General features: G+C 63.7%; 22 protein-coding genes. 10 read left to right on the forward strand and 12 right to left on the reverse strand.

Translation table 11 applies throughout. The features are described from left to right. Positions 1–26: 26 nt before the first annotated feature. The 8 genes from BLV07_RS10395 to BLV07_RS10430 are packed head-to-tail and all read right to left on the reverse strand — an operon-like array spanning position 27 to position 8,105. Positions 27–1,400, reverse strand: coding sequence for an amidohydrolase family protein (locus BLV07_RS10395; RefSeq protein WP_091883740.1), 1,374 nt, complete (start codon positions 1,398–1,400; stop codon positions 27–29). Next, positions 1,397–2,980, reverse strand: a complete 1,584-nt coding sequence (locus BLV07_RS10400; protein ID WP_091883885.1) for an ABC transporter substrate-binding protein — start codon at positions 2,978–2,980, stop codon at positions 1,397–1,399. Before BLV07_RS10400 ends, BLV07_RS10395 begins: the two co-directional genes overlap by 4 nt. Before the next feature lie 20 nt (positions 2,981–3,000). Then, positions 3,001–3,891 (reverse strand): polysaccharide deacetylase family protein, encoded by an 891-nt coding sequence (locus BLV07_RS10405; protein ID WP_091883741.1) that lies wholly within the window; start codon positions 3,889–3,891, stop codon positions 3,001–3,003. Then, positions 3,878–4,693 carry an ABC transporter substrate-binding protein gene (locus BLV07_RS10410; protein WP_091883744.1) on the reverse strand — a complete coding sequence of 272 codons (816 nt, stop codon included), beginning with the start codon at positions 4,691–4,693 and terminating at the stop codon, positions 3,878–3,880. The genes BLV07_RS10405 and BLV07_RS10410 overlap by 14 nt, the downstream gene beginning before the upstream one ends. 13 nt (positions 4,694–4,706) lie before the next feature. Next, complete coding sequence (locus tag BLV07_RS10415; protein WP_091883746.1) at positions 4,707–5,471, reverse strand: amino acid ABC transporter ATP-binding protein; 765 nt, start codon at positions 5,469–5,471, stop codon at positions 4,707–4,709. Then, positions 5,468–6,325, reverse strand: coding sequence for an amino acid ABC transporter permease (locus BLV07_RS10420; protein ID WP_091883749.1), 858 nt, complete (start codon positions 6,323–6,325; stop codon positions 5,468–5,470). The genes BLV07_RS10415 and BLV07_RS10420 overlap by 4 nt, the downstream gene beginning before the upstream one ends. Further along, entirely contained in the window at positions 6,322–7,146 is an 825-nt protein-coding gene (locus tag BLV07_RS10425) for an ABC transporter substrate-binding protein (RefSeq protein WP_091883752.1), read from the reverse strand. Before BLV07_RS10425 ends, BLV07_RS10420 begins: the two co-directional genes overlap by 4 nt. Before the next feature lie 35 nt (positions 7,147–7,181). After that, entirely contained in the window at positions 7,182–8,105 is a 924-nt protein-coding gene (locus BLV07_RS10430; protein WP_244551050.1) for an N-carbamoyl-D-amino-acid hydrolase, read from the reverse strand. 187 nt (positions 8,106–8,292) lie between these two features. Here BLV07_RS10430 and BLV07_RS10435 point away from each other — a divergent pair, with 187 nt between their 5' ends. The 3 genes from BLV07_RS10435 (at position 8,293) to BLV07_RS10440 (ending at position 10,680) form a co-directional block, all read left to right on the forward strand. Beyond that, the gene (locus BLV07_RS10435) at positions 8,293–9,180 is read left to right on the forward strand and encodes a LysR family transcriptional regulator (protein ID WP_091883760.1); all 888 of its coding nucleotides are present in this window, start codon (positions 8,293–8,295) and stop codon (positions 9,178–9,180) included. A 77-nt stretch (positions 9,181–9,257) separates the two neighbouring features. Further along, positions 9,258–9,383, forward strand: a complete 126-nt coding sequence (locus BLV07_RS49720) for a hypothetical protein (protein ID WP_283806516.1) — start codon at positions 9,258–9,260, stop codon at positions 9,381–9,383. A gap of 400 nt (positions 9,384–9,783) precedes the next feature. Continuing rightward, positions 9,784–10,680, forward strand: coding sequence for a LysR family transcriptional regulator (locus tag BLV07_RS10440; RefSeq protein WP_091883763.1), 897 nt, complete (start codon positions 9,784–9,786; stop codon positions 10,678–10,680). Positions 10,681–10,688: 8 nt separating this feature from the next. Here BLV07_RS10440 and BLV07_RS10445 read toward each other — a convergent pair whose 3' ends face one another. From BLV07_RS10445 to BLV07_RS10455, 3 genes are all read right to left on the reverse strand, one after another. Further along, positions 10,689–11,768, reverse strand: a complete 1,080-nt coding sequence (locus tag BLV07_RS10445; protein WP_091883767.1) for an isocitrate/isopropylmalate dehydrogenase family protein — start codon at positions 11,766–11,768, stop codon at positions 10,689–10,691. A gap of 138 nt (positions 11,769–11,906) precedes the next feature. Next, positions 11,907–13,388 (reverse strand): aldehyde dehydrogenase family protein, encoded by a 1,482-nt coding sequence (locus BLV07_RS10450; protein ID WP_091883770.1) that lies wholly within the window; start codon positions 13,386–13,388, stop codon positions 11,907–11,909. Positions 13,389–13,479: 91 nt separating this feature from the next. Then, positions 13,480–14,364 carry an NAD(P)-dependent oxidoreductase gene (locus BLV07_RS10455; protein ID WP_091883773.1) on the reverse strand — a complete coding sequence of 295 codons (885 nt, stop codon included), beginning with the start codon at positions 14,362–14,364 and terminating at the stop codon, positions 13,480–13,482. Positions 14,365–14,969: 605 nt separating this feature from the next. Here BLV07_RS10455 and BLV07_RS10460 point away from each other — a divergent pair. Continuing rightward, on the forward strand, positions 14,970–15,479 hold the full coding sequence (locus BLV07_RS10460) for a DUF6841 family protein (protein WP_091883777.1): 510 nt from the start codon (positions 14,970–14,972) through the stop codon (positions 15,477–15,479). Between the two features lie 153 nt (positions 15,480–15,632). Here the strand turns inward: BLV07_RS10460 and BLV07_RS10465 are convergent, their stop codons facing one another. Next, a complete protein-coding gene (locus BLV07_RS10465; protein ID WP_091883780.1) occupies positions 15,633–16,145 on the reverse strand; it encodes an Lrp/AsnC family transcriptional regulator in 513 nt (170 codons plus the stop codon). Between the two features lie 166 nt (positions 16,146–16,311). On the opposite strand from BLV07_RS10465, the gene BLV07_RS10470 reads away from it, so the two are divergent. The 6 genes from BLV07_RS10470 to BLV07_RS10495 form a co-directional block, all read left to right on the forward strand. Continuing rightward, positions 16,312–16,572: a hypothetical protein gene (locus BLV07_RS10470; RefSeq protein WP_091883783.1), complete on the forward strand. Its 261-nt coding sequence runs from the start codon at positions 16,312–16,314 to the stop codon at positions 16,570–16,572. Next, positions 16,569–17,801 (forward strand): 3-methyl-2-oxobutanoate dehydrogenase (2-methylpropanoyl-transferring) subunit alpha, encoded by a 1,233-nt coding sequence (locus BLV07_RS10475; protein WP_091883786.1) that lies wholly within the window; start codon positions 16,569–16,571, stop codon positions 17,799–17,801. Before BLV07_RS10470 ends, BLV07_RS10475 begins: the two co-directional genes overlap by 4 nt. A gap of 3 nt (positions 17,802–17,804) precedes the next feature. Further along, entirely contained in the window at positions 17,805–18,818 is a 1,014-nt protein-coding gene (locus BLV07_RS10480; protein WP_091883788.1) for an alpha-ketoacid dehydrogenase subunit beta, read from the forward strand. A gap of 1 nt (position 18,819) precedes the next feature. Next, the gene (locus BLV07_RS10485) at positions 18,820–20,091 is read left to right on the forward strand and encodes a dihydrolipoamide acetyltransferase family protein (protein WP_091883791.1); all 1,272 of its coding nucleotides are present in this window, start codon (positions 18,820–18,822) and stop codon (positions 20,089–20,091) included. A 4-nt stretch (positions 20,092–20,095) separates the two neighbouring features. Continuing rightward, the gene (lpdA, locus tag BLV07_RS10490; RefSeq protein ID WP_091883794.1) at positions 20,096–21,493 is read left to right on the forward strand and encodes a dihydrolipoyl dehydrogenase; all 1,398 of its coding nucleotides are present in this window, start codon (positions 20,096–20,098) and stop codon (positions 21,491–21,493) included. 17 nt (positions 21,494–21,510) lie between these two features. Next, on the forward strand, positions 21,511–21,912 hold a 402-nt coding region (locus BLV07_RS10495; protein WP_143035378.1), incomplete at its 3' end, for an MFS transporter.

Genomic DNA, 21,912 nt, shown 5'->3' on the forward strand with positions numbered 1-21,912 from the left:
CTCCTTGCAAATCGTGCGGCGGGACCTCAGCCATTGAACGCCGCCTGCGCTTCCGGCAGGTCCCAGATCTTGCCGATCGCGGCAGCCCCCGCGGTGGTGATCGCAGCCTCGTCGCCGTGAACATAGCGTCCCGCATCGATCAGCAAGCGGCCGTTGACGATGACCTGATCGACATTGGCGCGGTTGCCGAGCGCGATCAGCGCGCGGCGCGGATCGAACAGCGGCTGCAGGTGCGGATGGGTCATGTCAATGACGGTCAGATCGGCCGTCGCGCCGGGCGCAATTGTCCCGAGATCCGGACGCTTCACCAGCGCAGCCGCGGTCGCAGTCACCGCTTCGATCAGGTCGGGCGCGCTCGCGACCTCGGCCCGCTGCAGCGCAAGCTTGGAGATCATCGAGGCCGCATTGAGCTCGCCAAGCAGGTCCATGTTGTAGCCGTCGGTGCCGACCACGGTCCGCACGCCATGTTCGGCAAACCGGCCGAACGCCGCCGTGACGCCGGATCGCGCAAACACCCGCGGGCAATTCAACACCGCAGCGCCCCGCGCCGCCATCAGCCTCAGATCGCTGTCGGAGCTTGCGATGCAATGCGCTGCGAGGAGATCAGGAGCCAGCAGGCCCAGCCAATCGAGATATTCGGCCGGCGTGCGGCCGTCATAACGCTTGCCAATCGTTTCCACCTCGGCACGGCTTTGCGCCAGATGGGTGGTGATGGGAACGCCGAGCTCGCGGGCCCGTGCCGCGCAAGCACGCAGCAGATCGGGTCCGCAGGTGTCGGTCGCATGCGGGCTCATCGTGAGGCCAATCCGTCCCTCGCCACACCCGTTCCAGCGCTGATAGAGCACGTTCCAGGTGGCGAGGTCGACCGCGCCGTCGTCACCGGCGTATCTGACCACACCGTCCGGGCCGGCCTTGGCGTCCGAGGTCGAGAACAGATATGGCGCGCCATAGAATCGGATTCCCATCTCCTCGGCGGCGTCGAACATCTCTGGAATCGTGTTGCGGAACGGCTCCATCACCGTGGTCGCCCCGCCCTTGAGTAACTGCAAGATGCCGAGCCGCGCGACCGCAAGGCGCTCCTCGGCCGAGAGCAGATCGGCGCCGCGTTTGGTCAGCGGCAACAGCACCGTATAGACGATGCTCTGATTGTTGCGCCGGCCGTTGCCATCCTCGGTGTGGCTGCGCGCCACCGCCTCGCTGAAACAATGATTGTGCAAGTTCATCAGGCCCGGCAGGATGAAACGGCCGGGACGATCATGTACCTCGGCGGCGGACGGCCTGTCCTTGGTGATAGCCGCGACCTTCATGCCTTCGATCAGCACCCAATGATCGCGAAGCACATCCTGCGTATCGTCGCGGCGGGATAACACGTAGCTGCCGAAGATCGCGATGCTGCTCATGATGGACGCACATTCCAGAAGACTGCGGTGCCGTCGAGAATGCCGGTGATACTCTTGCGGTAGGCGGTCGGTTGCTTGTACAGGCCGATCGGAAAATACGGGATCTCTTCAAACGCCAGCGCCTGGATCTCGCGGCATATCCGCTGTTGCTCTTCGAGCGAGGAAGCCGCGAGCCACTGGCCGCGCAGGCCGCCCATCTTCTCGCTGCTGTACCATCCGGCGACTTTGCCTTCGCCGCGCAGATTGGTGTTACCGGCCGGGTTCAGCCAGTCGATGCCTTGCCAATTACCGACGGCAGCGCTCCAGCCGCCCTTGTCGATTGGATCCTTCTTGAGCTGGCGCTGCAGCACGACCGCGAAGTCGAGCGCCTGATGGTCGACGTTCATCCCGGCCCTCCGCAGCATGTCGGCGGCGATCTGGCCAAGCGGCTTTTGCGCGGCCGAATTGCTCGGCGACAGCAGCACGACCTTCTCGCCATTGTAGCCGGCCGCCGCCAGATCGGCCTTCACCTTAGCCATATCGCGCGGGCCGCGGAAGACGTTGAGCCCGACGTCATTGGCCATCGACGTTCCCGGTGCGAAGTAGCCGATCGGCGAGAGCTGGTACGCCGGATCTCCGCCCGCGACCGCGGTCATGAAGTCGGCCTGATCGATCGCGCCGAGCAGCGCACGGCGGATCGCCGGATCGTCGAACGGCGGCTGCAGGTGATTGACGCGGAGCATGCACGCATAGCCGCGGGGATCGAGCACACGCGTTTCGACCTCATCGGACTGCTTCAGCACGGGTAGCAAATCGTGTGGCGTGGTTTCCTGCCAATCCTGCTCGCCAGTCTGGAGGGCCGCCACGGCGGTCCCCGGGTCCGGCGTCGTGGTCCACACAACGCGGTCATAGTGCACGACCTTGGGACCGGCGGTCCAATCCGGCTTGCCGTCCTGGCGAGGTTGATAGCGCTCGAACCGGGCATAGGCGTTGCATACGCCCGGCACGCGCTCATCGGCCATGAAGCGGAACGGCCCGCTGCCGATCACTTCGGTGATCGGCTTGAGTGGATCCTGGCTCGCAAACCGCTCGGGCATCATGAAAGCGGCATGCACCGCGGCCTTGCCGAGCGCCTGCGGCAGCAGCGGGAACGGCCGCCGCAAGCGAAACCGGATGATACGGTCATCCGGCGCGGACAGCTCTTCGGTTGCCGCCATCAATTCGCCGCCGAACCCGTCGCGCGAGGCCCAGCGGCGGATACTGGCAACGCAGTCCCGCGCCAGCACCCGCTCGCCGTCATGCCAGAACAGCCCATCGCGCAGCGTCAGGTCCCATTGCTTGCCGTCATTCGAGACGACGTGGCCCGAGACCATCTGCGGCGAGACTTCCAGCGCCGAATTGATGCCATAGAGCGTGTCGTAGACCATGAAGCCATGGTTGCGCGACACCTGTGCGGTGGAATAAATCGGGTCGACGAACGCCAGATCGATCACCGGGATGAAGCGCAGCGTGGTCTGCGATTGCGCGCGCACGATACCCGGAAATGACAGCGCGGGCGCCAGCGCCGCAGCGCGCAACAGGGACCGGCGGGAGAACTGCATCGACGACTTGCCCCTGCTCATCAGCGCGATTGACCCGCCGTTTCGTGGTGCTGGAAGTTTGCTGCGATCGCCTCCCCGGTCGTGATCCACACGTCCGGGCAGGATCTGGCGTAGGTCAGGAACTCGCGGAGCAGACGGAGTCGCATCGGACGGCCGCTGCATTGCGGATGCAGCACGGTGGTCACCATCGCGCCCCAGTCGCGGACCTCGTCAAGCTCGTCCTTCCAGATCGAGAGCACATGCTCCTTGGGAAAGATCGAGCGCGGGCTGAACCGCGCCGAGAGGCCGTGCATCCAGTCGTCATAGCTCGCGGTGACCGGCAGCTCGATCGTTCCGGGCTTGCCGTCGGCAAGGCGATGGCGATAGGGCCGGACGTCGTCGCGGAACGAGGAGGTGTAGACGATGCCGTGCCGGACCAGCGCTCGGCGCAGCTCCTCAGTGAACTCGCCATAGGGTGCGCGATAGCCGATCGGCTTGACGCCGAGCCGGCGCTTCAGCGCCTCAAACCCCCACTCCAGCTCCTCCTCGATCCAGGGATCGCCGGGGTCGGGCAGCAGATGGTGGTAGCCATGATGGCCGATCTCATGGCCCGCCTTGAGGATGGATTCCGCCATCGCGGGATGCGCGTCGACCGACCATCCCGTAACGAAGAACGTCGCCTTCAGATCGAGCTGGTCGAGCAGCTCCAAAAGTCTCGGCGTGCCGACCCGCGCCTCATAGCCGCCATAGCTCATGGTGATCAGACGCTGCGCGTGGACGGCGTCCTTACTGGTCCAGGCGCTTTCCGCGTCGACGTCGAACGACAGGAACAGTGCCGACGTCCACGGCTTCGGCCAGGGATAGTTCGGTGCCGGGTCCGCGGTGTTCGCCGGGACGAGCGGTATGCTCTGGAGTGCCTTACTGTCCAGCATTGATGGTCGCCTTCTCTACGCCGTTGTCGGTCAATTTCCACTTTGCAAGCAGGCTGCGGTAGGTGCCGTCGGCGATCAACGCATCGAGTGCCTCTACAAAGGCCTGCTGCAGTGCCTTCTCCTTGACCGGCAACGCGATCCCGGTGAACTGCGCCGCGATCGCCTGGCCAACCGGCGCATAGGCGCCGGGTTCCTGGTCCATGATGTAGGGCAGCGTCTCATTGCCCTGGACCGCCGCGTCGATCCGTCCCTGCTTCAGTTGCGTGCGCGCGTCGGCGGAGCCCTCCGTGCCGACGAAGACGATCGCGTTGCTGCCGCAATGCGCCGTGCTCCACGCCGCGATCTGATCCGGAAACATGGTGCGGCGGCTGGCGCCGACCTTCTTGCCGCACAGCGCCGCCATGTCCTTGAACTCGGCCGTACGAGATTTCTGCACAAAGAACTGTGGACCGCTGCGCAGATAATCGACGAAGGTTGCCGCCTCATGCCGCGTCGCATAGTCGGTAAAGCCCGACAGGACCGCATCCACCCGCCCGGACGAGATCGACGGCATGAACTGCGCAAAGCTGGTCTCTTCCCACTCCAGCTTGACGCCGAGCTTGCGGCCGAGCGCCTCGCCGAGATCGATGTCGAATCCGGCCAGCGCATTGGTGGCGGGATCACGGAACTCCATCGGCGGATAGTTCGGCACGATTGCGACCTTGATGCTGCCGCGCTTCGCAATCTCCGCTGGCAGCTCGATCGCAAAGGCCTCCCCGGCCAGGACCAATCCAAGTACGCCTGCGACAATCAGCCTGATCATCAAACTCCCCCCATCAAATCACCGCCGCCAGAAATGCTCGCGTGCGCGCCTCGCGCGGCGCCCCAAGAACATCAGCGGCGCGCCCGGACTCCAGGATTGCGCCATGGTCCATGTAGACGACGCGATCAGCGACCTCGCGAGCAAAACCAAGCTCATGTGTCACCACCATCATGGTCATGCCGCTCTGCGCGAGCTCCTTCATAACCGACAGCACCTCGCCCACGAGCTCGGGATCCAGCGCGCTGGTCGGCTCGTCGAACAGCATCAGCATCGGCTTCATCGCCAGTGCGCGCGCGATCGCCACGCGCTGTTGCTGACCGCCTGAGAGCTGCGACGGATAGGAGTCTGCTTTCGTCGCAAGCTCGACCCGGCGCAGCAGCTCGATCGCCTCGGCGCGGACCTCATCCAGCGAGCGGCCCTGCACCTGCACCGGTCCTTCCGTGATGTTCTCCAGCGCCGTCTTGTGCGGGAATAGGTTGAATCGCTGGAACACCATCCCGGTTTTCAGCCGCTGGCGCGCGATCTGCCGTTCGGTCAGGCGGCGCAGCTTGCCACCCTCTTCGCGTACGCCGAGCAGTTCACCATCCAGCCAGATGCCGCCGCTGTCGATCATGGTGAGCTGGTTGATACAACGAAGCAGCGTCGTCTTGCCCGAGCCCGACGCACCGATCAGGCAAAGCACCTCGCCGGGCCACACGTCGATCGAGACATCCTTGAGAGCCTGGAACTCTCCAAAGGCCTTGCTGACGGAGCGGATCGCGACGAGGGGCTTCGTCATCGGTTGATCCGTGCCGTTCCACGCGCAAAGCGGCGCTCGAGCAGCATCTGCAGCGGGGTCAGGACCGATACCACCAGCAGATACCAGCAGCCGGCGACGATCAGGAGTTCGATGACGCGCGAATTGGCGTAGTAGATATTCTCGGCGTTATGCAGCACCTCGGGATACTGGATCACGCTGGCGAGCGAGGTCGCCTTCACCATGCCGATGAATTCATTGCCGAGCGGCGGTATCACCACGCGCATCGCCTGCGGCAGGATGATCCGCCGCAGCGCGCGGAGCCGCCCCATCCCGATCGCCTGCGCCGCCTCATACTGGCCGGCATCGACCGACAGCATGCCGGCGCGCATCACCTCCGACGTATAGGCGCCCTGGTTGATGCCGAGTCCGAGCAGCGCTGCGAGGAAGGGCGTCATGACGTCGACGGCACGTGCCGTCCACAGGCCGGGAATGCCGATGGTCGGAAACACCAGTGCGAGATTGAACCAGAGCAGCAGTTGCAGGATCAGCGGCGTGCCACGGAACAGCCAGGTGTAGCCTGCAGCGACCGACTTCAGCACCGGATTGGGGGACAGCCGCATGATCGCCATGACCACGCCGAGGATGATGCCGAGCGCCATGGCGAGCACCGCCATCACCATGGTGTTGACGATACCCTCAAGGATCACCTTCGCGGTCAGGAAACGGCTGACATAAGACCATTCGATCTGGCCGGCGGCAAAGGCACGGGCGATGGCCGCCAGCACCACGATGATCGTGGCCGCAGCCAGCCACCGCCGCCAGTGGATCTCCCGCGCGATCTGCATCTGCGAGAGGTCGGGAAAGCCTTCCGCAAGCGTCGGGGCCGCCCTCATTGCGGCGCCGCATTCATCATCGGCTTGGCGACGGCGTTCGCCCCCAAACCAAATTTGTCGAGGATCTTCTTGTAGGAGCCGTCAGCGATCATCGCCGCGAGATGCTCCGTCACCACCTCGCGTAGGGCAGTATCGTCCTTGCGGAACATGATGCCCTGATAGCCGATTGCGAAGGGCTCGCCGACAACACGGTACTTGCCTGCCTCCTGCTGCTGGGCATAGGGCAGCGTCTCGCTGCCCTGCACCGCGGCGTCGATGCGGCCCTGCTTGAGCTGGTTGCGGACGTCGATCGAGTTCTCGCCCGGAACATACTGAATGGCCGCCTTGCCCGCAGCCTCGCAGTTCTGCTTGCTCCACTTCTCGATCTCGACCGGGAAGCTCGTGCTGCGCGTGGTGCCGACCTTCTTGCCGCAGAGATCGGCGGCGACCTTTGCCTCATGCCCGTCCAGAACGAAGAACTGCGGTCCGGTGGTCAGGTAGTCGATGAAGTCGGCGGTCTCGCGCCGTGAGCTACGGTCGGAAATGCCGCTGATGATGAAATCGGCGCGCTTGGTCTGCAGCGACGGGATGAGTTCGGCGAACGGCGTTTCGCTCCAGACGATTTTGACGCCGAGCCGCTTGGCAAGTTCATTGGCCAGATCGATGTCGAGGCCAACGAGTTCGTTCGTCGTGGGATCACGGTACTCCATCGGAGCATAGGTCGAATTGACCGTCAGCTTCAATGTACCGGTCTGCTTGATCTCCGCCGGTAGTTCGCCCGCCCGCACGGAGGCGGCAGCAGCGAATGCGGCAAGGCCGAGGAAAAGCGAGAGGCGTGTCATGTCAGCTCCTTTGCCAACGCGCGACTGGCCGCATGTCAGTCCATGTCGAGAACGGCCGGCTCGACCACGCCGGCGCGTTCAGTGATCATCCTGTATTGCTCGGGCCGCCGGTGGGCGGCGAAATTGAACATCTTGTCCTTGCCTTGGCGGCAGAGATCGAGATCGATGTCGGCAACGACGACCTCGTCCGCCAGTGTCTTCGCCTGCGCGACGATCCTGCCGTTCGGATCGACAATGCATGAGCCTCCGATCAGGCCAGAGCCATCTTCCTCGCCGGCCTTCGCTACTGCAATCGCCCAGGTCGCGTTCATGTAGGCATTGGCCTGCGCGACCAGCGTCGAATGGAAGGTGCGCAGTGCCGCGTCCTCGGTGGCGCCGCCGTTCGGATCGTAGGCCGCCGAATTGTAGCCGATGCAGACCAGTTCGACTCCCTGCAGACCCAGCACGCGCCAGGCTTCCGGCCAGCGGCGATCGTTGCAAATCATCATGCCCATGATGGCGTGGCTCCACGCCGATCCTGCGCGGAAGGCGGGAAAGCCGAGATCGCCATATTCGAAGTAGCGTTTTTCCAATTGCTGGTAGCGCGCACCCGGCCGCGGTTCGACCGACCCGGGCAGATGTACCTTGCGATATCGGCCCATGATCTCGCCGCTGTCGCCAACCAGGATCGCACAATTGTAGCGACGGCCATCCGGGGTCAGCTCGGCATAGCCGACATAGAAGCCGACGCGCAGTTCGCAGGCTCGGTCGAATAGCGCCTGGACAGCCGGATTCGGCATGCCGCGCTCGAAATACTGATCGAGCCCATCGCCTTCGAGCAGCCAGCGCGGAAAGAATGTCGTGAAGGCGAGTTCGGGAAACACCACCAGCCGCGCCCCCCGCGCGGCCGCCTCTTCGAGCAACCGGAGCATGCGATCAAGTGTGTGCGCGCGGGCATCAGCTCTTTGCGTCGGCCCCATCTGGGCTGCGGCAGCACGAAGAACGCGAGTCAACATTGCCTCCAAATGATGCGGACTGCTGCCTCGATAGGCGGACCGATATTCCCTCGGCAGCGCTCATTCCGCACCGCATTACAAGAAATGAGAGCGGCGTTGGCAATCACTCGTGCTATGATATTTTCGGCCAGACTATAACGGGCACGAATAGATGAACCTGCGCCAACTCGAAATTTTGCGTGCGGTCGTTCGACACCGGACGACGGTCGCAGCAGCCGAGGAGCTGTCGCTGTCACAGCCGGCGATCAGCAACGCGTTGAAGGCGATGGAGATGCAGGCGGGCTTCGCCTTGTTCGAGCGCGTCAACAACCGACTGTTTCCGACCGCCGAGGCGATGGCGCTCTACAAGGAAAGCGAGACGATTTTTGCGCTGCATGCCAAGCTGGAAAACCGCGTCCGTGATCTCAGGGAATGTCGCACGGGGCATCTGTCGATCGTCGCAACGCCGCCGCTGGCCTACAGCATCATCCCGCCCGCATTGTCGGACTTCCTGCGCCGGCGGCCGCAGACGCGGATGTTCTTCGACGTTCGCCGCTATGAGGGCATCATCGACGGACTCCTGAGCCGGGTCGCCGAGCTCGGCTTCGCGCTCGGCTTCTCGCATCATCCGGGCATCGCGCATGAAGTGGTACACACCGGCGAGATGGTCTGCGTCATGCCGCCGCGGCATCCGCTGGTGGACCGCGCGGTGATCACCGCGTCCGATCTCGCCGATCTTCCCTTCATCGGGCTCGAGCGCGGAACGCAGTTGGGTGAAGCCGTGCGTGCGAGTTTTGCTTCGGCCGGCGCTCCATTCCAGCCAACTGTCGAGGTGCGATACTGCAACACCGCCTGCGTGCTCGCCGCAGCAGGCGTCGGCGCGGCGGTGGTGGATCCGTTCTCACCGCACCAGGCTGGCAGTCAAGAGCTGGTCATGCGCCCCTTCCTTCCCGTAACCCCTGCGCTAGCATACATGCTGTGGTCCGAAGCGGAGCCGCTCTCGCGTCTTGCTAGAGCGTTCCTCGACGAAGTCCGCCGAGCAAGCCGACAACTGGAATGATCAGGGCACCGTACTGCCGACTGCAGAAGCCGACGTCGTAGCTGGTCCGGCTACCACCCGGAAATATTTATCGCGAGTTGCTACTCTACAAGTCGAGCGGCGCGACCTCGAAGGCCGTAACCGCGCTGCACGACTATCTCGCGCACTATTTGCGCCTCGACGAAGAGCTCAGCGGCCGCGCCGCGCCGATCGAGCTTGGCTAGGCCAACAGAATATCGAAAACAACCCCATGCACAGTAGACATGGCATTGTCAGCAAAAGGGTTTTCGCCCGCCATTCTTCGGAGAACTGCTGCGCACTCTTCCGGATCGTGGTCTGGAGATTTGACACGTCGGGCAAAACACCGGCATTATTCCATCATGCCCGCTTCACCCCTTGGCACGCCCCCCGGCCAACCCACGTAACGCCAGCGACGGCCAGAACTCCGCCCAGGGTTGCGCAGCCTCGAAGGCCGCAGCGATACGGAAGATCGTGGGTTCGTCGAGCCAGGGCGCGATGATCTGGTTTGATCAAGACTGCCGCCTTCCTGGCCAGCTATACATGCCCATCCGCGTTGGGGTCATTCCGCATGGAGCGCATGAGCGCTGAACGAGGTATTCGGACTTGCCGAACATCAACCTGAAGCTTCTCCATACTTTCCTGCTCGCGGCCGAGCACGAAAGCTTCCGAAAGGCTGCGGAGGAATCGAACCGGTCGCCGTCTGCCGTCAGCATGCAGGTTCGCGACCTGGAGGAACAGATCGGCGTCCTGCTCTTTCGCAGGACACCGCAGAAGGTATTGCTTACGCCTGAGGGTCGGATCCTGTTCGAACAGGCAAAGCGAGCCCTCCAGGAAGTGCAGTCCGGGTTGGATCTGCTGACCGAATCAGCGCAGTCCCGCAGCCGTCACATTCGAATGGCTTGCGTTCCGACACTTGCGTCCGGATGGCTGCCCAACATCCTGGCGACATTCAAGGTCCGCTATCCGCGGAGCCAGGTCCAGCTCATGGAGCTCTCCACGACGCCCATGCTTGAACTGCTGAAGCGGCAAGATGTCGAGTTCGGCATTGGTCCGGAAGTCCCCGACATGGGGGACTATGAGTTCGAGCCGATCCTTGAAGATCCCCTCTTTGCCTGTGTACCGCCGGTATTCGACGAGGGCCAATCAAGCATCGGATTCGCTGATCTCGTCGAAAAGCCGGTTATCCTGCTGTCGAAGACGACAGCGGTCCGAGGGCTGATCGACGAGACACTGGAGACGCTCGCCGTCCGCCTCGATGTGCAATTCGAGGTCCAGGCCGCCACGACGGCGCTGGCCTTGGCAGCGTCCGGCCTCGGCATCGCAATCGTACCGCGGGTCGCTCTGGTGCAGGCCGGCGTGCAGCAGTTTCGTGTCGTCCCGATCTCCGACCACGTCAAGCTCCGCCAGATCGGCTTGATCACCCCGAGCGGCCCTGTCAGGCGCCCGAACACCGAACAATTGATTTCATTGATCCGCTCGAGCCTGGCCCAGCTTCGCTGACGCCGCGCTTAGAGCAACTTCAGAAGCGCATCGACGACCTGACCGGTCGTCGCGCTGCCGCCGATGTCACGGGTCCTGAGCGCTGCATCCTCCAGCCCGGCACGGACCGCGGCCTCGATCCTGTCGGCACCAAGCCGCAGCCGGCTGTCCCGATAGCGCTGATCCAGCCGCCGCAGCATCAGGATCGCCGCCAGGATCGTCCCATAGGGATTGGCGAGCCCCTTTCCTGCGATGTCGGGCGCCGAGCCATGCGAGGCCTGGAAGAAACCGATCCCGTCCCCAACCTCTTCCGATGGCGACATGCCCATGCCGCCGACCGTCGCCGCACCGAGATCGGAAATGATGTCGCCGAACATGTTCTCGGTGACGATGACGTCGAAATGCGAGGGCTTGTTGACCAGATGAACCGTCATCGCGTCGACAAGGACGTGCTCGGCTTCGATGTCGGGATAGTCTTTGGCGACCTCGTCGAAGACGGCGCGAAAGAACGCATAGGTGCGGAGCACATTGGCCTTGTCGCAGCAGGTCACCCGGCGCCGACCGTCCTTTGGTGAACCATTCCGTGTTCTCGCAAGCTCGAATGCGAACCGGACGATGCGTTCGATGCCCTTCCGGGTCTGGACGAGCGTGTCGACTGCGACTTCCTCCCTGAGCAGCGCGCCGGCGCCGCGCGCGGCGTAGAGGCCCTCGCTGTTCTCCCTGACGATGACGTAGTCGATCGATCCCGGCCGCCCGAGCGGGGACGGCACGCCCTTGTACAGCTTGATCGGCCGCACATTGGCGAACAGGTCGAGCTTGAAGCGAAGCGAGAGCGTGAAATCGAGTCCGGCTTCGGTTCCGTCACGGTGAACCACACCGGGAATGCCGGCCGCACCATGGAGAATGGCATCGGCTGTGCGACAGCCCTCGAACGAGGTGGCCGGAAACGAATCCCCAGTTTCGAGAAAGTGCGTGGCGCCCGCGGGATATTCCGCAAAATGCAGCGTCCCGGCCCGGACACCGGCTTGCAGCACCGCGACCGCCGCACCAGCGACTTCGGGCCCGATACCGTCTCCATGCACGACGGCGATCTTGTAACTATCCTTCATGATGCTCGCTCGACAAATTATCCTAACGGTGGTGACGTCACTTCGCCCGTGGCCGGACATGCACGACGTGGCATGGCCTCTCGCTGCTCCCGTCCGGCGGTGCGGCCACTGCCACGATCGGCCGCGCCGGACGATCGATCAATCCAGCTTGATCCAGACGCCCTTCGTGTTCAGGTATTCGTCGAGCTGCTCGGTGCCACCTTCGCGGCCATATCCGCTCATCTTGTAGCCGCCGAACGGCAACGCAGGATCGATGGCGTGATAGGTGTTCACCCATACCGATCCGGCGCGGAGGCTCCTCGAGATGACGTGGGCCTTGCTCACGTCGCGCGTGAAGACACCCGCTGCAAGTCCGTATGGCGTCGCATTGGCGCGCGTCACGGCCTCATCGAGCGTGTCGAACGGCAGCGCGGAAATGACCGGGCCAAAGATTTCATCACGGGCAATCTGCATGTTGTCGGAGACGCCGGCGAACACGGTCGGCGCGACGAAATTGCCCTTTGCGAGGGCACCTTCCCTCAGCCTGTTGCCGCCGGTCACGACCTTCGCACCCTCGTCGCGCCCGCTCCGCAAGAAGCCTTCGACCTTGTCGAGCTGGCGCTCGGAGACCAGCGGTCCAATCTCCGTCGTGGGATCGGCACCATCACCGATCTTCAGGGCCGCGGCAAATTTCCCGAGCCGTTCGACCAGTTCGTCGTGGATCGTGCGCTCGACGAACAGGCGGGAGCCGGCGATGCAAATCTGGCCCGAATTGGCAAACGCCGCCATCGCGGCAATCGGCACGGCCTTGTCGAGGTCCGCGTCCGCGCAGACGATCACCGGTGACTTGCCGCCGAGTTCGAGCGACACCCGCTTGAGGTTGCCGGCCGAGGCGCGAACGATCGCCTGCCCGGTTGCGGTGGATCCGGTGAAGACGATCTTGTCGACACCGGAGTGCTCGGCCAGCGGCGCCCCGGCTTCCGGCCCGGTCCCGGTCACGACATTGACCACGCCAGGCGGCACCCCTGCCTCGCTCATCAAATCCGCGATCAGCAATGGCGTCAGCGGCGCCTCTTCGGAGGGCTTGAGCACGATGGTGCAGCCGGTCGCCAGCGCGGGCCCGATCTTCCAGACCGACGCAGCCGTCGGCGCGTTCCAGGGAATGATGGCGCCAACGACGCCGACCGGCTCCTTGCGCGTGAACGAGACGATATCGCCCGGCAGCGAATTGTCGATCGTCTGCCCGTGGATCGCGGTTGCCATGCCGGCGTAGTATCTGAGCATGCCGAGCACGCGGAGCTTGTTCGCCCGCGTCCTGACGATCGGCATTCCCATGTCGGCCGTATCGGACTGGCTGATCTCCTCCCAATGCTTCTCGAACAGGTCGGCGATCCGCAACAGCAGCGCCTGCCGTTCGAACGGTTTGAAGCGGCTCCACGGGCCCTCGAAGGCGCGGCGGGCCGCGGTGACGGCAAGACCGATGTCGGCCGCGTCTGCCCGCGGCACGCGTCCGATCACCTCGCCGGTCGCGGGGTTGCGCGTCTCGAAGACCTTCCCCGAGCGGGCTTCCACCCACGCGCCGTCCACAAACATCTTTCGAGTTCGGCCGTCGATGGGAAATCGGATCTCAGCTTTTGTCATCGGTCTACTCCTGTCTCGCAGAGGCGATTGTCGGATGTCCGCCTCGTTTGATGTCGTGCTTACCTTGCAGCGATCGTCTCGGGAATGGGTTCTACGCAGCCGGCTGCTGTTTGCGGAGGAAGCGCGCCAGTTCCGGAATATAGGCCTGCCCGTGCCCGCTCTCGACCACCGCTGCCATCGCGCCGGCAACACCGTCGGCGATCGTCCCGCATGCGCCGGATGTACCCGCCATCGTCCTGTAGAAGTTGATGTCCTTCAACGCATTGGCGATGAAGAACGGGACCGTCTCGACGTCGCCGGCCACGATGGCCGGCGCCAACCGCTGTAGCGCCACGCCGGCGCCACCGCCTTTGGCGAGAACATCGACGAAAACCGCGGGATCGACGCCTGCATCGGCCGCCTGCGCGGCTGCTTCGCTGAGAAGCGCCATGAAGCCGATCGAAACGTAGTTGTGGAGCAGCTTGAGCCGATGGCCGAAGCTCACGGGTCCGACCCGTTCGAGGCTCTCGGTGAAAGCGGCAAGGACGGCACGGACGCTTTGAAAGTCTGCTTCATCGCCGCCGACCAGGAGGTTCAGCGTTCCCTCTTCCGCATGCCTGGCCGTGCGTGTCATCGGCGCATCGAGGAAGCTTCCGCCGGCGGCCCGGACCGCAGCGGCCATCCGCAACGTCGATTCCGGCAGTGCGGTCGAGCAATCGACGATGATTGTCCCCTTTCGCAGCCGGGGCAAGACGCCGGCATCGCCGGTAAGAATTGCTTCGACCTGCGGAGAGCCGGTCACGCAAAGGATGATGACATCGGACACGTCTGCCACGTCGCCCTGAGTCTTGCAGGCTATAGCGCCGAGACCGACGAGGTCGTCGACCGGCTGATTGCCGGGATGGTCGAGAAAGGCAAGAGGATAGCCGCCCCGCACCAGAACGTTCTTCGCGATTCCGTGCCCCATCAGGCCGACACCAATAATTCCCACCTTCATCGCGATACCTCGCTGATCATTCGCATCTCTGGCTGGACTGGGCGGCGTTACCTGCCGCACGATCGTGTTGGAAAACCCATCATTTAGTGGACGGCCGCGTACATGCGTCAGCTTGAACAAGGGCGTTCGTCGCACCAGAGCGCTCATCGTCCGATCCAACGTTTCCGCAAGACCGCGCTGCCGGCGGCTCTGAATGCGAAGGCGCGACCGAGCCGAACCGTTGCGCGAGATTGATCGCTCGCGACCATCGTTTCCTGCCTGCAATTGGTTGTTGTTTGTGCGGCAAGATGAGCGACGCTACCCCGCTTCGTGCAAGGCGCTTTTTCTGACCCCCTGTTTGGTTTTTCTGATGTACCGGTGTTTTGATACGAACCGCCAAGGGAAGCAAGAGACCACTCACTTGGAGCGGCCGCGCGTTTCGGCCCGCGCAAGCCTCGCGTCACCTTCCAGCCTTCAGCGATTGAGAAAAACTGACGCCCCCTTCAGAAATACTGCGCTGCGCCGGCATTGCCTCGGCGCTCTGTCCATCTAAGATCGGACCTCGATCGACGTCTCTGTTAATCAAAACGAACCAAGCTGACTTGGTCGATTAGGGAGGTACCCGCATGAAAATTCGCAGGCTGCTGGCGCTTGCGGGCGTGTTCTTTGGCATGAGCACGGTTGCACTGGCTCAAGGTCAAGCCGACGACGAGTGCCAAAATCCGGGAAACGACGAGCTTCTGAAGCAAGGATGCGCTTATCTCGACGAGTTCATGAAGGCGTTCAATTCGCGAGATGCGGAAGCCTGGTCCAAGACAGTTCACTATCCGCACATAAGAATCGCTGGCGGGCAGGTGCAGGTCTGGAACACGCCGGAAGAATATGCGCAATCGAACGATGCGAAACAGTTGGCGCAGGCCTCGACATGGGCACGCTCAGCGTGGACGTCTCGCAAATTGGTGCAGAAATCCGACGACAAGCTCCACTTTGTCACCAGATTCACGCGCTATGACGCCAATGACAAGCCGATACTATCGGCCGACTCTTTCTACGTGATCGTCAAGAGGGATGGCCGCTGGGGAGCTCTGGTACGATCGAGCTACGTCGGCATCATCGGCAAGAAGACCGCCTTCTGACGAACGATACTTTCCAGAGTGAACGCAAGGAGCAGACGTCCAATCGAGTGGCGTCTGCGTGTTCACCGGTGCATTGGTCGAGCTTTTCCGACTGTGCTCGACGCACAGCCGAAAGCTAGCCCGGTGCCCTCGCGCTGATGAGCCGCAAGCACACTACACCTGGACCGAGGTCAACTTCTTCAGGCAGCGCAACGCGAAGGACGATCGGCTGTGGCGAATGCCGGGAATGCGATAGAGCTTTTCGCGCAGGAAGCGTTCGTATCCGGCGGTGCTTTCGACGGCCACCTTCACCACGTAGTCGTAGTCGCCGGTCGTGAGATAGGCTTCGATCACCTCCGGCAGGTTCGTGAGCAGCTGGCCGAAACGTTCGAGCACCTCCTCGTCGTGGTGGTCGAGCGTCACTTCTATGATGACCGTTTCGGGCAGGCCGAGCTTCTCCTGATTGAGCAGTGCGACATAGCCATCGATATAGCCTTGGGTTTCGAGCCGCTTCAGCCTGTTCCAGCACGGCGTGGTGGAGAGCCCGATTTCGTCGGCAAGCTGCGCCGTCGTCAGTCGCGCATCCTGCTGCAGTGCGCGGAGGATTTTGCGGTCGATCTCGTCAAGGCGAAGCGAATCCTTGCGCGGAGCCTTAGCTGGCCGCGCCGCACGTCTGACCTTCGCCATATCCAGAACTCCATTCTATCTAGCGACACAATTGCCAGAATGATTCCGCCTCGAATGACCGAATTACCCAGATAATTGGAACAAAAATCCGGTTATTGGCCAGTACAAACATACTACGTTTAGGGAGGAGCGGACGGTGTTTTTTCTGGAGCTCAGGAGCAGCGATATGCATGCCGCCCTCGGCCGGCTGCTCGATCAGGCGCGCGTCGCCGGCCTCAAGCTCGCGGCCGTCAGCGCCCAGGCGGAAGCCGACGTGTACCGGATATCAGCGTCCATCGACATCACGGATCGTGACGCTGTTGACCGTCTCGCCCGCCGCGTTGGTACTGTGGTCTGCATTGGTGCCGTCGAGGTGCGCGGCGAATGCGACGTCGCGCTGCCGAGCCCGGCGCCGCATCTCTCGCTCGAAATGAGGTCGCGCCCATGACCGACAACGCGCCACTTTCCCTTCACGTCCCCGAACCGGCCGTGCGCCCGGGCGACACACCCGATTTCTCCAACATCCGCATCCCTCGCGCAGGCCAGGTCGCACGCCCCGAGGTCAACGTCGATGCCGAGGCGATCCGCGACCTCGCCTTCTCCGTCATCCGCGTGCTCAATCGCGACGGCGAAGCCGTCGGCCCTTGGGCGGGATCGCTCTCCGACGACGAGTTGCTGGAAGGCCTGCGCCACATGATGACGTTGCGCGCCTTCGATGCGCGGATGCAGATGGCCCAGCGCCAGGGCAAGACGTCCTTCTACATGCAGCACATGGGCGAGGAAGCCGTGAGCTGCGCCTTCCGCAAGGCGCTGTCGCCGGGCGACATGAACTTCCCGACCTATCGCCAGGCGGGACTGCTGATCGCGGGCGGCTATTCGCTGGTGGATATGGCCTGCCAGATCTATTCCAACACCCATGATCCCCTGAAGGGACGCCAGCTGCCCGTGATGTATTCCTCGAGGGAGCACGGCTTCTTCTCGATCTCCGGCAATCTCGCCACCCAGTACATCCAGGCGGTCGGCTGGGCGATGGCGTCCGCGATCAAGAACGATACCAAGATCGCCGTCGGCTGGATCGGCGACGGCGCCACCGCCGAGTCCGACTTCCATGCTGCCCTGGTGTTCGCCTCGACCTATCGCGCGCCGGTCGTGCTCAACATCGTCAACAATCAATGGGCCATCTCGACCTTCCAGGGCATCGCGCGCGGCGGCTCCGGCACCTTCGCGGCGCGCGGTCTCGGCTTCGGCATTCCGGCGCTGCGGGTCGACGGCAACGACTATCTCGCGGTCCATGCCGTAGCGAAATGGGCTTGCGAGCGCGCACGCCGCAATCTCGGCCCGACGCTGATCGAGCACGTGACCTATCGGGTCGGCGCGCATTCCACCTCGGATGATCCGGCGGGCTATCGGCCGAAGACGGAATCCGAAGCATGGCCGCTCGGAGATCCTGTGATCCGGCTGAAGAACCATTTGATCGTGCGCGGCGCCTGGTCGGACGAACGGCACAAGCAGACCGAGGCCGAGATCATGGACACCGTGATCGCGGCGCAGAAGGAGGCCGAGAGCTACGGCACGCTGCATTCCCCCAAGCATGCCTCTGCGCGCGACATGTTCGAGGGTGTATTCTCCCAGATGCCGCCGCACCTGCGCCGGCAGCGCCAGGAAGCGGGAGTTTAAGCCATGCCGCGGCGAACGATGATCGAGGCGATCCGCGAGGCCATGGACGTGATGATGTCGCGTGATGACGACGTCGTCGTGTTCGGCGAGGACGTCGGCTATTTTGGCGGCGTATTTCGCGCGAGCCAAGGGCTGCAGGCGAAATACGGCAAGAGCCGCTGCTTTGATACGCCGATCAGCGAGCTCGGCATCGTCGGCGCCGCGGTCGGCATGGCTGCCTACGGCTTAAAACCCTGCGTCGAGATCCAGTTCGCCGACTACATGTATCCAGCCTACGACCAGATCGTCTCCGAAGCCGCGCGGCTGCGCTATCGCTCGAACGGCCAGTTCACCTGTCCGGTTGTGGTGCGCATGCCGACAGGCGGCGGCATTTTCGGTGGACAGACGCACAGCCAAAGTCCGGAAGCGCTGTTCACCCATGTCTGTGGCATCAAGACCGTGGTGCCCTCGAATCCGAGCGACGCCAAGGGCCTCCTGATCGCCGCGATCGAGGATCCCGACCCGGTCATCTTCCTTGAGCCGAAGCGGCTCTACAACGGCCCGTTCGACGGCCACCATGATCGTCCCGTGACGCCGTGGTCGAAGCACGATCTCGGTGAAGTCGCCGAGGGGCACTACACCGTGCCGCTCGGCCGCGCCGCGATCCGCCGACAGGGCGAAGCCGTCACGATCCTGGCCTATGGCACGATGGTCCACGTCGCCGAAAGCGCGGCAGCCGAGACCGGCATCGATGCCGAGATCATCGATCTCCGCACCCTTCTGCCGCTGGACCTCGACACCATTGAGGCCTCGGTCAAGAAGACCGGGCGCTGCGTGATCGTGCATGAGGCAACGTTGACGTCCGGCTTCGGCGCCGAGCTCTGCGCGCTGGTGCAGACGCGCTGCTTCTATCATCTGGAAGCGCCGATCGCGCGCGTCGCGGGCTGGGACACGCCCTACCCGCATGCCCAGGAATGGGACTACTTCCCGGGCCCGGCGCGAGTCAGTCGCGCGCTGGCCGAAACGCTGGAGGCCTGAGATGACCGAGCGTGTCGTCAGACTGCCCGACGTCGGCGAAGGCATCGCCGAAGCCGAGCTGGTGGAGTGGCAGGTACAGGTCGGCGATCTCGTGCGCGAGGATGCCGTGCTTGGCGCCGTCATGACCGACAAGGCCACGGTCGAGATTCCCTCTCCAGCCGAAGGACGTGTGGTCTGGCTCGCCGGCAAGGTTGGCGACATGCTTGCGATCGGCTCCGACTTCGTCCGGCTCGACGTGGACGGCAAGGGCGAAACGTCCACCACGACTGCGGCGCCGGCAGTGCAAACGACGAGCGCGCCAGCGCGAAAAGCGGGTCATGAGGCGCGCGCCACACCAGCGATTGCACCCGCGCATGTCGCACCCTCCCTGCAGCCTCTGGCGACACCGCCCCATCGCGAAGGCGAACGGCCATTGGCAGCGCCCGCAGTTCGGCTCCGCGCGCGCGAGGCGGGAATCGACCTGCGTCAGTTGCACGGCTCCGGCCCGGCCGGTCGAATCACCCACGACGATCTCGACAGCTACATCGCACGTGGCTCCGACGAAGCGCCCGCGCTGCGGAGCCGACCCAAGACCGCCGTCACGGATACCAAGGTCGTCGGCCTGCGCCGCAAGATCGCCGAGAAAATGTCGATCGCAAATGCGCGGATCCCGCACATTACCTATGTCGAGGAGGTCGACGTCACCGCGCTCGAAGATCTTCGCGCAAAGCTCAACGAGCAGAAGCGCACCGACAGGCCCAAGCTGACGCTGCTGCCGTTCCTGATGCAGGCTATCGTGCGTGCCGTCGCCGCACAGCCCGAGCTCAATGCCCATTTCGATGACGAGGCCGGCATCGTGCACCAGCACGCCGCCGTCCACATGGGGATTGCGACGCAAACCGGGGCTGGGCTCATGGTGCCGGTCGTCCGCCACACGGAGGCGCGCGATCTCTTCGACTGCGCGGCCGAGGTGATCCGTGTCACCGAGGCGGCGCGGAACGGCACGGCGAGTCGCGACGAGCTCATCGGTTCGACCATCACGATCACTTCACTCGGCGCGTTAGGTGGGCTTGTGACGACGCCGATCATCAATCACCCCGAGGTCGCGATCGTCGGTGTCAATCGACTCACAATACGCCCGCACTGGGACGGCGCAGGCTTCGTGCCGCGCAAGATGATGAACCTGTCGTCGAGCTTCGATCACCGCGTGATCGACGGTTTCAACGCCGCGCTGTTCGTGCAGCGGATCAAGACGCAGCTCGAAACGCCCGCCATGATCTTCATTGACGCATAAGACTATGACCGACACCACCTGTAAGCTTCTCGTCATAGGCGCGGGTCCCGGCGGCTATACCTGTGCGATCCGGGCGGGCCAACTCGGCATCGACACCGTGGTCGTCGAGTCCGAAAAGCCGGGAGGAACCTGCCTCAACATCGGCTGCATCCCCTCGAAGGCCCTGATCCACGCGGCCGACACTTACGAGACGGTCGCACGTGCCGCCGACGGCAAGGCTCAGCTCGGCATCTCCGGCCAAAAGCCGTCACTCGACTTCACCAAAACCATCGCCTGGAAGGACGATATCGTGCGGCGTCTCAATGGCGGCGTGAGCGGATTGTTGAAGCGCGCCGGCGTCAGATACGTGGCCGGACACGCGAGCTTTCACGACGGCAAGACCGTCGAGGTTCACACGACCAACGGCGTTCAGCTGATCCATGCCGAAACCATCGTGATCGCCACGGGCTCGGCGCCGATCGAACTACCGTCCCTTCCTTTCGGCGGCCGCGTCATCTCATCGACAGATGCCCTGGCGCTTGCCGAGGTGCCGAAGCGGCTGATCGTCGTCGGTGGCGGCTATATCGGCCTCGAACTCGGCACGGCCTTTGCCAAACTCGGCGCCGACGCCACCGTGGCCGAGGCCACACCGCGCATTCTGCCGCAATATGACGGCGAGCTGAGCGACCCCGTTGCCAGGCGACTCCGTGCGCTGGGCGTTACAGTCCTGACAAGCGCGAAAGCCAAGGCGTTGGTCGCGGAAGGTACGGCGCTTCTGATCGAAACCGCCGACGGCGGACAGACAACGGTCGAAGCCGACAAGATCCTGGTCACGGTCGGCCGTAAGCCCGCGACGTCAGGCTTCGGCCTCGAGCTGCTCGATCTCGATATGGACGGCCCCTACATCCGCATCGACGATCGATGCCGAACCTCAATGCGCGGCGTCTTCGCGATCGGCGACGTCACGGGCGAGCCGATGCTGGCGCACCGCGCCATGGCGCAAGGCGAGATGGTCGCCGAAATCGTCGCCGGCCACCGTCGCGCCTGGGACCGCGTCGCAATTCCCGCGATCTGCTTCACCGATCCCGAGATCGTCACCGTCGGCCTCTTACCAAGCGAGGCGCGGAATAAGGGGTTTGAGGTCAAGACCGATCTGTTTCCGTTCAAGGCCAGCGGCCGTGCGCTCACGCTGGATCGGGACGACGGCTTCATCCGCACCGTGGCGCGTGCCGACAATCATGTCCTGCTCGGGATTCAGGGCGTGGGCCCTGGCCTCGCCGAGCTGTCAGCGGCGTTCAGCCTGGCGCTGGAGATGGGCGCGCGCCTCGAGGACATCGCCCTGACCATCCATGCCCATCCGACTCTGAGCGAGGGCTTTCATGAGGCCGCGCTGAAATCACTAGGCCATGCAATTCATGTCTAAAACATAAGGGGGGAACCATGAGCCAGACCACGACCTTTGCCGACGCTGCAAGCGGCGCGAGAAGCACCATCGAGACCTCGACCATCCGCGCCATCTCCTGGCGCCTGATTCCGTTCCTGGTGCTGGCCTACTTCTTCTCCTATCTCGACCGCGTCAATCTCGGCTTCGCCGCGCTGACCATGAATGCGGAGCTGAAGTTCACGCCGCTGATCTTCTCCTGGGGCGCCGGCATCTTCTTCATCGGCTACTTCATCTTCGAGGTGCCGAGCAACCTCGCGCTGGAAAAATTCGGCGCCAGCCGCTGGATCGCCCGCATCATGGTGACCTGGGGCATCATCTCGGCGCTGATGGCGCTGGTCAGCGGTGTCACCAGCTTCTACGTTTTGCGCTTCCTGCTCGGCGTCGCCGAGGCCGGCTTC

The sequence above is a fragment of the Bradyrhizobium sp. Rc2d genome (genome assembly GCF_900099855.1).
Lineage (GTDB): Bacteria > Pseudomonadota > Alphaproteobacteria > Rhizobiales > Xanthobacteraceae > Bradyrhizobium.